This window comes from Azotobacter tropicalis (assembly GCF_059739045.1).
Genome location: NZ_AP046059.1, coordinates 2,560,928 through 2,573,753, shown reverse-complemented (window position 1 = coordinate 2,573,753; position 12,826 = coordinate 2,560,928). Strand labels below are relative to the sequence as shown.

General features: G+C 68.0%; 13 protein-coding genes and 4 pseudogenes. 5 read left to right on the top strand and 12 right to left on the bottom strand.

Translation table 11 applies throughout. The features are described 5' to 3' along the window. Positions 1 to 29 precede the first annotated feature (29 nt). The 3 genes and pseudogenes from Atro_RS12205 to coaBC all read right to left on the bottom strand — a co-directional run. A pseudogene (locus tag Atro_RS12205) lies at positions 30 to 1,596 on the bottom strand (phosphomannomutase/phosphoglucomutase); the annotation flags it as partial. Between the two features lie 9 nt (positions 1,597 to 1,605). Beyond that, entirely contained in the window at positions 1,606 to 2,061 is a 456-nt protein-coding gene (gene dut / locus Atro_RS12200; RefSeq protein ID WP_497922614.1) for a dUTP diphosphatase, read from the bottom strand. 5 nt (positions 2,062 to 2,066) lie between these two features. Continuing rightward, positions 2,067 to 3,274, bottom strand: a pseudogene (gene coaBC / locus Atro_RS12195) (bifunctional phosphopantothenoylcysteine decarboxylase/phosphopantothenate--cysteine ligase CoaBC). Positions 3,275 to 3,429: 155 nt separating this feature from the next. Between coaBC and radC the strand changes: the two are divergent. Beyond that, entirely contained in the window at positions 3,430 to 4,104 is a 675-nt protein-coding gene (radC, locus tag Atro_RS12190) for a RadC family protein (protein WP_497922612.1), read from the top strand. 33 nt (positions 4,105 to 4,137) lie between these two features. On the opposite strand, the gene mtgA is transcribed toward radC, so the two are convergent. Then, positions 4,138 to 4,830 (bottom strand): monofunctional biosynthetic peptidoglycan transglycosylase, encoded by a 693-nt coding sequence (mtgA, locus tag Atro_RS12185; protein WP_497922610.1) that lies wholly within the window; start codon positions 4,828 to 4,830, stop codon positions 4,138 to 4,140. A gap of 68 nt (positions 4,831 to 4,898) precedes the next feature. On the opposite strand from mtgA, the gene Atro_RS12180 reads away from it, so the two are divergent. The 4 genes and pseudogenes from Atro_RS12180 (at position 4,899) to trmB (ending at position 7,259) form a co-directional block, all read left to right on the top strand. After that, positions 4,899 to 5,276, top strand: coding sequence for a DUF423 domain-containing protein (locus tag Atro_RS12180; protein WP_497922605.1), 378 nt, complete (start codon positions 4,899 to 4,901; stop codon positions 5,274 to 5,276). A gap of 86 nt (positions 5,277 to 5,362) precedes the next feature. After that, positions 5,363 to 5,563, top strand: a complete 201-nt coding sequence (gene thiS / locus Atro_RS12175) for a sulfur carrier protein ThiS (protein WP_497922603.1) — start codon at positions 5,363 to 5,365, stop codon at positions 5,561 to 5,563. 90 nt (positions 5,564 to 5,653) lie between these two features. Continuing rightward, complete coding sequence (locus tag Atro_RS12170) at positions 5,654 to 6,448, top strand: thiazole synthase (RefSeq protein ID WP_497922602.1); 795 nt, start codon at positions 5,654 to 5,656, stop codon at positions 6,446 to 6,448. A gap of 140 nt (positions 6,449 to 6,588) precedes the next feature. Next, positions 6,589 to 7,259: pseudogene (gene trmB / locus Atro_RS12165) on the top strand (tRNA (guanosine(46)-N7)-methyltransferase TrmB). A 111-nt stretch (positions 7,260 to 7,370) separates the two neighbouring features. Here trmB and Atro_RS12160 read toward each other — a convergent pair. From Atro_RS12160 to Atro_RS12125, 8 genes and pseudogenes are all read right to left on the bottom strand, one after another. After that, positions 7,371 to 7,692, bottom strand: a pseudogene (locus tag Atro_RS12160) (DUF3392 family protein). A gap of 75 nt (positions 7,693 to 7,767) precedes the next feature. After that, complete coding sequence (hemW, locus tag Atro_RS12155) at positions 7,768 to 8,898, bottom strand: radical SAM family heme chaperone HemW (RefSeq protein ID WP_497922600.1); 1,131 nt, start codon at positions 8,896 to 8,898, stop codon at positions 7,768 to 7,770. Between the two features lie 61 nt (positions 8,899 to 8,959). Beyond that, positions 8,960 to 9,556: an RdgB/HAM1 family non-canonical purine NTP pyrophosphatase gene (gene rdgB / locus Atro_RS12150; protein WP_497922599.1), complete on the bottom strand. Its 597-nt coding sequence runs from the start codon at positions 9,554 to 9,556 to the stop codon at positions 8,960 to 8,962. After that, a complete protein-coding gene (locus Atro_RS12145) occupies positions 9,553 to 9,972 on the bottom strand; it encodes a DUF4426 domain-containing protein (RefSeq protein WP_497922597.1) in 420 nt (139 codons plus the stop codon). Before Atro_RS12145 ends, rdgB begins: the two co-directional genes overlap by 4 nt. 70 nt (positions 9,973 to 10,042) lie before the next feature. After that, entirely contained in the window at positions 10,043 to 10,636 is a 594-nt protein-coding gene (metW, locus tag Atro_RS12140; RefSeq protein WP_497922595.1) for a methionine biosynthesis protein MetW, read from the bottom strand. Between the two features lie 7 nt (positions 10,637 to 10,643). Then, positions 10,644 to 11,777 (bottom strand): homoserine O-succinyltransferase MetX, encoded by a 1,134-nt coding sequence (gene metX / locus Atro_RS12135; RefSeq protein WP_497922593.1) that lies wholly within the window; start codon positions 11,775 to 11,777, stop codon positions 10,644 to 10,646. Between the two features lie 156 nt (positions 11,778 to 11,933). After that, positions 11,934 to 12,233, bottom strand: a complete 300-nt coding sequence (locus tag Atro_RS12130; protein WP_497922591.1) for a DUF167 family protein — start codon at positions 12,231 to 12,233, stop codon at positions 11,934 to 11,936. Beyond that, the gene (locus Atro_RS12125; RefSeq protein ID WP_497922589.1) at positions 12,233 to 12,826 is read right to left on the bottom strand and encodes a YggT family protein; all 594 of its coding nucleotides are present in this window, start codon (positions 12,824 to 12,826) and stop codon (positions 12,233 to 12,235) included. The genes Atro_RS12130 and Atro_RS12125 overlap by 1 nt, the downstream gene beginning before the upstream one ends.

Genomic DNA, 12,826 nt, shown 5'->3' with positions numbered 1-12,826 from the left:
GGGCATCGGCCTCGGCATGCCGGCCGGGTTTAGAACGGCAGCTTCAGATCCGGGGCGACATTATAAAGCTGCGCGCGGAACACTTCCTGGATGCGTTGCAGCTCTTCGGCGCTCTCGGCCTCGAAGCGCAGCACCAGCACCGGCGTGGTGTTGGAGGCGCGCACTAGGCCCCAGCCTTGCGGATAGTCGACGCGCGCGCCGTCGAGGGTGCTCACCTCGGCGCCTTCGCCCACTGGGCGTCGCGCTGCAGCGCTTCGATGATGGTGAACTTGCTTTCTTCGGTGACCTTGATGTTGATCTCCGGGGTGGAGAGGTCGACCGGGAAATCGGCGAACACCTGATCGGCGTTGCGCGAATCCTTGGCGAGGATCTCCAGCAGGCGCGCGGCGCTGTAGATGCCGTCGTCGAAGCCGAACCAGCGCTCCTTGAAGAACACGTGTCCGCTCATCTCGCCGGCGAGCAGGGCGCCGCTTTCCTTCATCTTCTTCTTGATCAGCGAGTGGCCGGTCTTCCACATCAGCGGACGGCCGCCGCTGGCCTTGATCAGCGGGGTCAGGCGGCGAGTGCACTTGACGTCGAAGATGATCTCGGCGCCGGGGTTGCGCGAGGCCACGTCCTTGGCGAAGAGCATCAGGAGCTGGTCGGGGTAGATGATGGCGCCGCTGTTGGTCACCACGCCGACGCGGTCGCCGTCGCCATCGAAGGCCAGGCCGAGGTCGGCCTTCTCGCTGGCGACCTTGGCGATCAGGTCTTCCAGGTTCTCCGGCTTGCCCGGGTCCGGGTGGTGGTTGGGGAAGTTGCCGTCGACCTCGCAGAACAGCGGAATCACTTCGCAGCCGAGCGCCTCGATCAGGCGCGGGGCGATCACCCCGGCGACGCCGTTGCCGCAGTCGACCACCACCTTCAGCTTGCGGGCCAGACGGATGTCGCCGCGGATCTGCTCGAAGTAGCGCTCCAGCACGTCGACCGACTCGACGCGGCCTTCGCCGGCAGTCAGGTCGCCGCTCTCGATGCGCTCGCGCAGCACCTGGATCTGCTCGTTGGCCAGGGTGTCGCCAGCGACGACGATCTTGAAGCCATTGTAGTCCGGCGGGTTGTGGCTGCCGGTGAGCTGTACGCCGGACTTGCCGGCGAGGATGTTGGCCGCGTAGTAGAGGACCGGGGTCGGCACCATGCCGACGTCGCTGACGGTGCAGCCGCTGTCGCGCACGCCACGGATCAGCTGCTCGACCAGCTCGGGGCCGGACAGGCGGCCGTCGCGCCCGACCGAAACGTTCGGTTCGCCCTTGGCCAGGCTTTCCGAGCCGATGGCGCGACCGATCCAGTAGGCGGCTTCCGGGGTCAGGCTGTCGCCGACCACGCCGCGGATATCGTAAGCCCGGAAGATGCTGGCGGGCAGGGAGGGGGCTTTCTGGAAGCTGTTCATGCGGGGGTGGGGCTCCGATGTTTCCGGACGGCAGTCCGGGTTACTACTTCAAGGATGTCCATGTCGAGCATGTCGTTGAGTACAGCAGTCGGCGACCGACTCGGCGGGCAAGAGGCCTGTCCGTTGCCATGCGGCGCCGGTCCGCAGATTGGATGGGTGGGGCGGCGCGGAGTTCCGCTTCAGTGGCTGCCAGAGTGGCCGAAGCCGCCGGCGCCGCGCTGGCTCGCGTCGAACGCCTCGACCAGCTCGAAGTGCGCCTGCACCACCGGCACCAGTACCAGCTGGGCGATGCGTTCGCCGACCGCGATGCGGAAGCTGGTCTGGCCGCGGTTCCAGCAGGAGACCATGAGCTCGCCCTGGTAGTCGGAATCGATCAGCCCGACCAGGTTGCCGAGGACGATGCCGTGCTTGTGGCCGAGCCCGGAGCGCGGCAGGACCAGCGCGGCCAGTCCCGGATCGGCGATGTGGATGGCCAGCCCGGTGGGGATCAGTGCGGTCTGTCCCGGCTCCAGGGTCAGCTCTTCCTGGAGCATGGCGCGCAGGTCGAGGCCGGCGGAACCGGCGGTGGCGTACGCGGGCAGCGGGTAGTCGCTGCCCAGGCGGGGATCGAGAATCTTGGCTTGCAGACTGTGCATGGAAATCAGGCCTGGTCGAGGCGGTCGGCGATGAAGGCGATCAGCTGGCGGGCGATCTTGCCCTTGCTGGTCTGGGCAAAACGGGTTTCCTGTTGGGCACGGTCGATGACACTGACCGCGTTCTCCTCGCTGTTGAAGCCGATGCTGGGGTTGGCCACATCGTTGGCGACGATCAGGTCGAGATTCTTCGCCTTCAGCTTGCGCAGGGCGTATTCCAGCAGGTTTTCGGTTTCGGCGGCGAAGCCGACGCTGAACGGGCGGTCGGCGCGCTGGGCCAGGGTGGCGAGGATGTCCGGGTTGCGCACCAGCTGCAGGAGCAGGCCGTCGTCGCGGTCCGGATCCTTCTTCAGCTTCTGCGGGGCGGCGACCTGCGGACGGTAGTCGGCCACCGCGGCGGCGGCGATCAGGATGTCGCAGGGCATCGCCGCCTCGCAGGCGGCGAGCATGTCGAGGGCGCTGACCACGTCGATGCGCTCGACCCGCTCCGGCGTCGGCAGGTGTACCGGACCGCTGACCAGGGTGACGCGGGCGCCGGCCTCGGCGGCGGCCTCGGCCAGGGCGAAGCCCATCTTGCCGGAGCTGTGGTTGGTGATGTAGCGCACTGGATCGATGCTCTCCTGGGTCGGGCCGGCGGTGATCAGCACATGGCGGCCGGTCAGCCGACCGCTGGCGAAACAGTCGGCGACCCGCTGGGCCAGTTCCGTGGGCTCCAGCATGCGTCCCGGGCCGACGTCGCCGCAGGCCTGGCTGCCTTCGGCCGGGCCGAACAGGCGCATGCCGCGCGCGACGAGGGTCTGCGCGTTGGCCTGGGTCGCCGGATCGCGCCACATCGCCTGGTTCATCGCCGGGGCCAGGGTCACCGGCGCGTCGGTGGCCAGCACCAAGGCCGTCAGCAGGTCGTCGGCCATGCCCTGGGCGAGGCGCGCCAGGAGATCGGCGGTGGCCGGGGCGATCAGCACCAGATCGGCCCATTTGGCCAGCTCGATATGGCCCATCGCCGCTTCGGCGGCCGGGTCGAGCAGATCCAAGTGGACCGGGTGGCCGGAGAGGGCCTGGAGGGTCAGGGGGTGATGAATTCGCGTCCGCCCCGGGTCATCACCACATGGACTTCCGCGCCCTGGTCGCGCAGGCGGCGGACCAGCTCCGCGCTCTTGTAGGCGGCGATGCCGCCGCCGACGCCCAGGACGATGCGTTTCCGATACAGCCGCTGCATGGACCTGCCTTGCCTTGTTGTCATGATCGGGTGCGCCGGCGCTTCCCGGGCAGCTGGGCTGTCCGGGCGTGCTCCCCGTCACGGCCGGGCACAAAATGCCGGCTAAGATAGCACAGCCCCGCACCGGGATCAGCGGGGGTCGACAGAGAGGTGGCATGAGCATTCGGGACTGGCCGGCGACGGAGCGGCCGCGGGAGAAACTGCTGGAACAGGGCGCCGCGGCGCTGAGCGACGCCGAGTTGTTGGCGATCTTCCTGCGCACCGGGGTCGCCGGACAGAGTGCGGTGGATCTGGCGCGCCATCTGCTGAACGACTTCGGCGGCCTGCGCGCCCTGCTCGAGGCCGACCGCACCTCGTTCAGCCGGCGCCTCGGCCTCGGCCCGGCCAAGTTCGCCCAGCTGCAGGCGGTGCTGGAAATGTCGCGCCGCCATCTGGCCGAGCGCCTGCGCCGCGACCCGGCGCTGGAGAGTCCGCAGGCGGTGCGCGACTACCTGAAGGCGCGTCTGCGCCATGAGCCCCACGAGATCTTCGGCTGCCTGTTCCTCGATGCCAAGCACCGGGTGCTGGCCTTCGAGGCGCTGTTCCACGGTACCGTCGACGGCGCCAGCGTCTATCCGCGTCAGGTGGTCAAGCGCGCCCTGGCGCACAACGCCGCCGCGCTGATCCTCACCCACAACCACCCGTCCGGCGTCGCCGAGCCGAGCCAAGCGGACCGCAGCCTGACCCAGCGGCTGAAGGAGGCGCTGGCGCTGGTCGATGTGCGGGTGCTCGACCATTTCATCGTCGGCGACGGCGAGCCGCTGTCGATGGCCGAGTACGGCTGGCTGTAGCGGCGGCCGGGCGCGTAACGGGCGACGTGTAGCTCAGAGGCGCTCGAGGTAGGCGTTGCCGCCCAGCTGGCGCATCTGTCGGGCGATCCAGTTGGCTCTTCCGCTGACGTAGGCGCTCGGCGCGGAGGCGCTCCACTCCCGCGGATTGGGCAGGACGGCGGCGAGCAGGCTGGTCTGGCGGACCGACAGGTAGGGCGCGCCGATGCCAAAGTGATGGCGGGCGGCGGCCTCGGCGCCGAATATCCCGTCGCCCCATTCGGCGCTGTTCAGGTAGACTTCGAGAATCCGCTGCTTGGACCAGCAGAGCTCGATCAGTGCGGTGAACCAGGCCTCGATACCCTTGCGCAGCCAGCTGCGTCCGGACCAGAGGAACAGGTTCTTCGCCACCTGCTGGCTGAGGGTGCTGGCGCCGCGCAGCGTGCCGCCCAGCTCGTTGTGCTTCAGGGCGGCGCGGATCGCCGCAAGGTCGAAGCCCCAGTGCTCGGCGAAATGCTGGTCTTCGGCGGCGATCACCGCCACCTTCAGATCGTCCGGCAGCGCGGACCAGGGGCGCCATTGCCGCTGCAGGTCGAGCGGCCGGCCATCCAGCCAGGACTCGACCTTGCGTTCCACCATCAGTGCGCTGCCCGGCGGCGGCACCCAGCGCAGGATCAGCACCAGCAGGAGAGAGCCGGCGGCGAGCCAGAGCGGCAGCTGAAGCAGGCGGCGGAGCAGGGCACGGGGCATGGTCGACTTGGCCAAGGCGGTCGGGCGGCCATTATAGCGGCCCCGTCTCGTCTGTCCGGAGTTCATTCATGGCGCGTGTCTTTCTCGTGCTGGCGGCCCTGTTCGGCTTCGCCGGCGTAGCCCTCGGCGCTTTCGGTGCCCATGGCCTGCGCGGTCTGCTGAGCCCGGAATACCTGGAGGTGTTCCAGACCGGCGTGCACTACCAGCAATTCCATGCCCTGGCGCTGTTCGGCGTCGGCCTGCTCGCCCTGCACCGTTCGGGGCGCCTGCTGGCCGCGGCCGGCATCCTGTTCGGCCTGGGCATCCTGCTGTTCTCCGGCAGTCTCTACCTGCTCACCCTGGGCGGCTTCAAGCTCGGTCTGGTCACGCCGTTCGGCGGTCTGGCTTTCCTGCTCGGCTGGCTGTGCCTGGGGTTGGCGGGCTGGCGCCTGGGGGCGTCGGCCTGAGCGACGGGTGGCCCCCTGCCGCTGCCTTGGTGATCGCCGCGGATCGGGGCTAGAATGCCGAACCTTCCGGACGCAGCGAACCCGTCATGCGCATTCACTTGAACGGCGACCCCTACGAACTTGCCGATGGCCAGACCATCGCCGACCTGTTGGCCCGTCTGGATCTGGCCGGCCGGCGCGTCGCGGTCGAACTCAATCTCGACATCGTGCCCCGCAGCCTGCACGCCGCCACCGCCTTGCGCGAGGGCGATCGGGTGGAGGTGGTGCACGCCATTGGTGGTGGTTAGCAGGTCGTTGAAGCACCTTCGCGCCCGACCCGACCGCGGCAGGGCGCTCCGGCACCACCCTTTCAACCGCCTGCTCAGGAGGAAATCCCGATGAGTCCCGCTCGCAACGACAAGCCCTTTACCCTGGCCGGCTGCACCTACAATTCGCGCCTGCTGGTCGGCACCGGCAAGTACAAGGATCTCGAGGAGACCCGGCTGGCCATCGAGGCCTCCGGCGCCGAGATCGTCACCGTCGCGGTGCGCCGCACCAACATCGGCCAGAACCCTGGCGAGCCGAACCTGCTCGACGTGATCAGCCCGGCGCGCTACACCATCCTGCCGAACACCGCCGGCTGCTACACCGCCGAGGAGGCGGTGCGTACCTGCCGACTGGCCCGCGAGCTGCTCGACGGCCACAAGCTGGTCAAGCTGGAGGTGCTGGCCGACCAGAAGACCCTGTTCCCCAACGTGATCGAGACCCTCAAGGCCGCCGAAGTGCTGGTCAAGGACGGTTTCGACGTGATGGTCTACACCAGCGACGACCCGATCATCGCCCGCCAACTGGCGGAGATGGGCTGCATCGCGGTGATGCCGCTGGCCGGCCTGATCGGCACCGGCCTCGGCATCTGCAACCCCTACAACCTGCGCATCATCCTTGAGGAGGCGACGGTGCCGGTGCTGGTGGATGCCGGCGTGGGCACCGCCTCGGACGCGACCATTGCCATGGAGCTGGGCTGCGAGGCGGTGCTGATGAACAGCGCCATCGCCCACGCCCAAGACCCGGTGCTGATGGCCCGGGCTATGAAGCATGCCATCGAGGCCGGGCGCCTGGCCTACCTTGCCGGGCGCATGCCGAAGAAGCTCTACGCCAGCGCCTCGTCGCCGCTGGAAGGCTTGATCCGTTAATTTGCCGGGCGGCGCCCGGCGTCGCCCCGGTTCAGCGAAGCGAGTCCTGCCCGCGAGGGCAGGGCTCGCTTGTCTTTTCAGGAAGCGTTATGACCGACGAAACCCAATACCTGCCGCAAACCGCCGACGAGGCGCCGCGCCTGCGCACCATCAAGAGCTTCGTGATGCGCGCCGGGCGCATGACCGACGGCCAGCAGCGTGGCCTCGAACAGGGCTGGCCGCAGTTCGGCCTGGTCTTGGAGGACGGCCTGCGCGATTTCGATCAGGTGTTCGGGCGCCGTGCACCACGCACCTTCGAGATCGGCTTCGGCATGGGCCACTCGACCCTGGAGATGGCCGCCAGCGCGCCCGAGCAGGATTTCATCGGCGTCGAGGTGCACAGGCCGGGCGTCGGCGCCCTGCTCAACGGCGCCCTGGCGCAGAACCTGACCAACCTGCGCGTCTACAGCTGCGATGCGCTGGACGTGCTGCGCCAGTGCGTGGCCGACGCCAGCCTGGACCGTGTGCTGCTGTTCTTCCCCGATCCCTGGCACAAGAGCCGCCACCACAAGCGGCGCATCGTCCAGCCGGCGTTCGCCGAACTGGTGCGCCAGAAGCTGAAGGTCGGGGGAGTGCTGCACATGGCCACGGACTGGCAGCCCTACGCCGAACACATGCTGGAAGTGATGAGCGCCGCGCCGGGCTACCGCAACCTGGCCGAGGACGGCACCTATGTGCCGCGCCCGAGGAGCGCCCGGTGACCAAGTTCGAGCGCCGCGGCGAGCGCCTCGGGCACGGGGTGTGGGATCTGAAGTTCCAGCGCGTCGATTGAGCCACATAGCGTAGGGTGGAAAACGGTCACCGGCCTTTTCCACCTCCCCCGATGTGGTTCTGGTGGAAAAGTGCTGTGCGTGCTTTCCATCCTGCCGCCACGGCGTAGTGTTCAGCGCCTGGCGGCGACTCCCCCGATGCCGGCGAAGGCCAGGATCAGCGCCGGCGCCAGCAGACGGTTGTCCAGTTGCGCCAGCCCCCTGGCCAGCCAGAGCGTGGCGTGGACGATCAGCATGCCGTAGCCCAGGGCGCAGCGCCACGAACAGCAGGGTGCGCAGCACGAAGTTCAGGCTGCCGACACGGTACTGCAGCCAGGCGTTGAGCCGTGGACCGAACAACACCAGCAGGGTGGCGACCAGGGTCAGGGCGATCTCGTCGAGATGGCCGCGGCACCAGCGCGAAATGGGGACGAGGTAGTCGAGCAGCAGGTCCATGGACTCTCCTTGGCAATGGACGACGCCGATCAGTCTACCTCTTGCCGTCTGTCCGTCCTGCCAGCCTCGGCAGGTTCACGGCAGGAAATGCTGCAGCAGGTCGTTGAGAAACAGCTGTCCGCGGGCGGTCGGCCGCAGGCGCTGCGGATCGGTCTCCAGCAGGCCGGCGGCGCGGGCGGCGGCGCAGGGCGCGGCGATGGTCGCCAGCGGCAGCCCGGTGCGCTGCGCGAACAGCTCCACCGGCACGCCCTCGGTCAGACGCAGGGCGTTCATCATGAACTCGAACGGCAGCTCGTCGGGCTCCAGCAGGCGCTCGCCGGCCTGGAAGCGCTTGTCCGGAGCCAGGTAATCCCTGGGCAGGCGGGTCTTCCAGGTGCGGCGGATGCGCCCGTGCGGATCGCTGAGCTTGGCGTGGGCACCGGCGCCGATGCCGAGAAAATCGCCGAAGGTCCAGTAGTTGAGGTTGTGCCGTGCGCGCCGGCCACTCCGGGCATAGGCCGAAGTCTCGTACTGGACAAAGCCCTCGGTGGCCAGCAGCGCCTGGCCGGCTTCCTGGATGTCCCAGAGCAGGTCGTCTTCGGGGATCTCCGGCGGCTGGCTCCAGAACAGGGTGTTCGGCTCCAGGGTCAGCTGGTACCAGGACAGGTGCGTCGGCTCCAGGGCGATGGCCTGGCGCAGGTCGGCCAGCGCGCCGGCCACGTCCTGGCCCGGCAGGCCGTGCATCAGGTCGAGGTTGCAGTTGTCGAAGCCGGCGCGTCGCGCCATCTCGACGGCGCGGATCGCCTCGCCGCCGTCGTGGATGCGGCCCAGGGCCTGGAGCTGCATGGTCTGGAAGCTCTGCACGCCGATCGACAGGCGATTGATGCCGAGGCAGCGGTAGTCGGCGAACTTGGCCTGCTCGAAGGTACCGGGATTGGCCTCGAGGGTGATCTCGATGTCGCGGGCGAACGTCAGACGTTGATTGACGCCGTGCAGCAGGCGATCGAGGACACGGGCGGAGAACAGGCTGGGCGTGCCGCCGCCGAGGAAGATCGACACCAGCTCGCGGCCGTGGGCGGCCGGCAGGTCGGCTTCGAGGTCGGCGAGCAGGGCATCGACGTAGGCGTCTTCCGGCAGTTCGGGGCCGGCGGCGTGGGAGTTGAAGTCGCAGTACGGGCATTTGCGCACGCACCACGGAATGTGGACGTACAGCGCCAAGGGCGGCAATTGGAATCCGCTTTGCCTCCCCTCGCCCTCGGGGAGAGGCGCGGGGGGGAGGGCTGGTGGCTCATGCCAGCCCCAGCCGCTGCCTGAGCTGCGCCATGGCGCGGGCACGATGGCTCAGCTGGTTCTTCTCCGCCTGTGCCAACTCGGCGCTGGCGCAAGCGCGTTCCGGTACCCAGAACAGCGGATCGTAGCCGAAACCATTTTCGCCGCGCGGCGCATGCAGGATACGCCCGTGCCAGAGGCCCTCGCAGAGGATCGGCAGCGGATCCTCGGCATGCCGCACCAGGGCCAGGGCGCAGACGAACTGGGCGCCGCGCTCGGCGTCCGGCACGTCGTGGAGCGCTTCCAGCAGCTTGGCGTTGTTCGCCGCATCGCCGCCTCCGCCGGCATAACGCGCCGAGTAGATGCCCGGTGCGCCGCCCAGGGCGTCGACCGCCAGGCCCGAGTCGTCGGCCAGCGCCGGCAGGCCGGAGACCCGGGCGGCATGGCGGGCCTTGAGGATGGCGTTCTCGACGAAGGACAGGCCGGTTTCCTCCGGCTCGACGTCGCTGAATTCGCCGACCGAGCGCACCTGGACCGCGTCGCCCAAGAGGGCTTGAAGTTCCTTGAGCTTGCCGGCGTTGTGGCTGGCCAGTACCAGTTGGGAGAGAGTCATCATTCGTCGGGGAAAAATTCCTGGTCGAACTCGAAGCTGTTGAGGGGGCCGCCGCCGCTCTGGACGTCGACCTTGAAGTGCAGGGTTTCCTTGTCGAAGGGGAACTGCGACAGGTAGTAGATGGCCTCGCCCTCGCGCACCTCGCGAAAGCTCAGCGAGCGGCTCTGTCCGAGGAGGTTGCGTACCTGGGCCTTGACCGTCGCGGGCTGGGCCTTGCCGTCCTTGAGTACGGAAACGTTGAGCACGCCCTGGGTGCGGCCGCGGACGATGCCGGCGGCACTGGCGATCTCCGGCTGCAGGAAGCCGGAGTTGAAGGCGCTGTAGTGGACATCGACGTCGGCGAACTTCTGCAGGCGCTCGGCGGCGGTGACCGACAGCGACAGGCAGAGGGCGAGCAGGAACAGGGCGGGTCGGCGCATGGCGATCTCCTTACCAGGAACGCGGGGCGAGGGCATCCGGCCGGGCCGCCGCGGCCGGCCAGAGGGGCGCTCAGCGGCGGCTGACATGGTAGATGCCGATTTCACCTAACAGATTAGGCCACAGGCGGCTGGCCCAGCCATGCCGGTGCTCGCGGTCCACGGCCAGGCGCTGCAGCACCCGTACCTGGCGTTCGCGGCAGAGCGCCTCGAAGTCCTGGAAGGTACAGAAGTGGATGTTCGGCGTGTTGTACCAGGTGTAGGGCAGGAACTCGGAAACCGGCATCCGCCCCTTGCTCGCCAGGTACCAGCGGCAGCGCCAGTGACCGAAGTTGGGGAAGGTGATGATGCAGGTGCGGCCGACCCGCAGCATCTCTTCGAGAATGCGGTCCGGGTAGTGCACGGCCTGCAGCGCCTGGGTCATCACCACTACGTCGAAACTGTCGCTGGCGAGGTTGCCGAGACCCTTGTCGAGATCCTGCTCGATCACGTTGACGCCCTTGTCGAGGCAGGCGGCGATGTTCTGCGGGTCGATCTCCAGGCCGTAGCCGCTGACCTCTTTGTGCTCGCGCAGCCAGGCGAGCAGGTCGCCCTGTCCGCAGCCGAGGTCGAGCACCCGGCTGCCGGTGGGAATCCACTCTTGGATGATGTCCAGATCGGCTCTCATGGGCGTGTCATACCGCGATTCGGTTCATGTAACTGCGGAACCCTTGCAGGTAGCGGGGAATCGGCATCAGGAAGGCGTCGTGGCCCTGCGGCGCATCGATTTCCAGGTAGCTGACGTTCTTGCCGGCGGCGATCAGCGCATCGACGATTTCCCGCGAGCGGGCCGGCGAGAAGCGCCAGTCGGTGGTGAAGGACATCAGGCAGAAGTCGGCCCGGGCCGCCGCCAGGGTTTTCGCCAGATCGTCGCCGTGGGCGGCGGCGGGGTCGAAGTAGTCCAGCGCCTTGGTCATCAGCAGGTAGGTGTTGGCGTCGAAGCGCCCGGAGAACTCTTCGCCTTGGTAGCGCAGGTAGCTTTCCACCTGGAACTCGACGCTATGGAAGTCGTAGTTGAGCTGGTCGGTCTTCAGCTCGCGGCCGAATTTCTCGCCCATCGCATCGTCCGACAGGTAGGTGATGTGACCGACCATGCGCGCCAGCATCAGCCCGCGCTTGGGGATCACCCCATGCTCCTGGAAATGCCCGCCGTGGAAGTCCGGATCGGAGAGGATCGCCTGGCGCGCCACCTCGTTGAAGGCGATGTTCTGCGCCGACAGCTTGGGCGCCGTGGCGATGGCCAGGCAATGGCGTACCCGTTCGGGATAGCTGATGGTCCACTGCAGGGCCTGCATGCCGCCGAGGCTGCCGCCAACCACCGCGGCCCACTGCTCGATGCCCAGGGCGTCGGCCAGGCGCGCCTGGCTGTGCACCCAATCCTCCACCGTCACCACCGGGAAGTCCGCGCCGTACGGGCGGGCGGTCGCCGGGTTGAGGCTGCCGGGGCCGGTGGAGCCGTTGCAGCCGCCGAGGTTGTTCAGGGCGACGACGAAGAAGCGCCGGGTGTCGATGGGCTTGCCGGGACCGATGCTGCTGTCCCACCAGCCGGGCTTGCGGTCCTCAGGGCTGTGGTAGCCGGCGGCATGGTGATGGCCGGACAGGGCGTGACAGATCAGCACCGCATTGCTGCGCGCCGCGTTGAGTTCGCCGTAGGTTTCATAGACCAGTTCGTAGTCGCTCAGACTGCGTCCGCAGGCGAGCATCAGCGGTTCGCTGAAGTGCAGCATTTGCGGGCGGACCAGGCCGACGGAATCTTCGGGAAAAGCCAATGCAGGCCCCTGCTCTTGCAAAAAAGAGCGCCAGTCTAGGGCCTGTCATCGATTATTTCCACGCTTGCGTTGCCGCCCGAAAGCCGCCCGGGCAGGTGCCGCCTGCCGGCAATGCCAGGCCTCCGCCAGCGGCCGCAACGCCGCATCGACCGTGGCTCAGGCGCCCGGCCGCGGGGTAAGGCCGGGCAGTCCGGGAAGCTGGCGGGGCTGGTGGATGCGTACCCGCTTCTGGCGGTTCAGCTCGCCGCTTTCCAGGCTCACCTGGCTTTTCGACACGCCGAAGGCCGCGGCAAGGAAGGCGAGTAGATGGGCATTGGCCTTACCCTCCACCGGCGGGGCAGTGAGACGGATCTTCAGACGGTCGCCATGCAGCCCGGCGAATTCGTCCTTGCTCGCCTTGGGCTGCAGGTGGCAGGCGAGGATCAGGTCCTCGCCGTCCCAGCGGTACCAGCTCATCAGAGGAAGGGGCTGAGTGCCCGCGGCATGCCGGTCATGGCGGCGAGATTGTTGATCACCAGCATGTCGATCAGGTTCAGCGCGAGGAAGGCGAAGATCGGCGAGATGTCCAGCCCGCCGAGGTTCGGCAGCAGGCGCCGGAAGGGCGCCAGCAGGGGCTCGCAGATCTGGTTGACCAGCTGCGCGGCGGGATTGTAGCTGCCGGGGGCGACCCAAGAGAGGATCACGCTGACGATCAGGGCGAAGAAGAACACCTTGAGGAACAGCGAGGTGACGCCGATCGCCGACCAGAGCAGCAGCGGCAGCAGATAGCCGCCGACGCCGTAGCCCATCAGCAGCAGGACGCCGATCATTAGCGCCAGCTGGACCAGGATGGCCAGCACCAGGGAGGCCAGGTCCACTCCGCCGAAGCCGGGAATGATCCGCCGCAGCGGCTTGAGTAGCGGCTGGGTGGCCTTGACGACGAACTGGCTGAGGGGGTTGTAGAAGTCGGCGCGCACCAACTGGAGGATGAAGCGCAGCAGGACGACCAGCAGGTACAGACTGCCGAGGCTCTGCACAATATAGATGATGGCAGTGTTCATTCCGTTCAT

Coding starts and splice junctions, on each gene's coding strand:
- Atro_RS12180 (WP_497922605.1), top strand. CDS start 4,899: ATGGCGCGTGTCTTTCTCGTGCTGGCGGCCCTGTTCGGCTTCGCCGGC.
- Atro_RS12130 (WP_497922591.1), bottom strand. CDS start 12,233: ATGAGCTGGTACCGCTGGGACGGCGAGGACCTGATCCTCGCCTGCCAC.
- dut (WP_497922614.1), bottom strand. CDS start 2,061: ATGCACAGTCTGCAAGCCAAGATTCTCGATCCCCGCCTGGGCAGCGAC.
- Atro_RS12125 (WP_497922589.1), bottom strand. CDS start 12,826: ATGAACGGAATGAACACTGCCATCATCTATATTGTGCAGAGCCTCGGC.
- Atro_RS12145 (WP_497922597.1), bottom strand. CDS start 9,972: ATGCGCCGACCCGCCCTGTTCCTGCTCGCCCTCTGCCTGTCGCTGTCG.
- metW (WP_497922595.1), bottom strand. CDS start 10,636: ATGAGAGCCGATCTGGACATCATCCAAGAGTGGATTCCCACCGGCAGC.
- mtgA (WP_497922610.1), bottom strand. CDS start 4,830: ATGCCCCGTGCCCTGCTCCGCCGCCTGCTTCAGCTGCCGCTCTGGCTC.
- rdgB (WP_497922599.1), bottom strand. CDS start 9,556: ATGATGACTCTCTCCCAACTGGTACTGGCCAGCCACAACGCCGGCAAG.
- radC (WP_497922612.1), top strand. CDS start 3,430: ATGAGCATTCGGGACTGGCCGGCGACGGAGCGGCCGCGGGAGAAACTG.
- Atro_RS12170 (WP_497922602.1), top strand. CDS start 5,654: ATGAGTCCCGCTCGCAACGACAAGCCCTTTACCCTGGCCGGCTGCACC.
- thiS (WP_497922603.1), top strand. CDS start 5,363: ATGCGCATTCACTTGAACGGCGACCCCTACGAACTTGCCGATGGCCAG.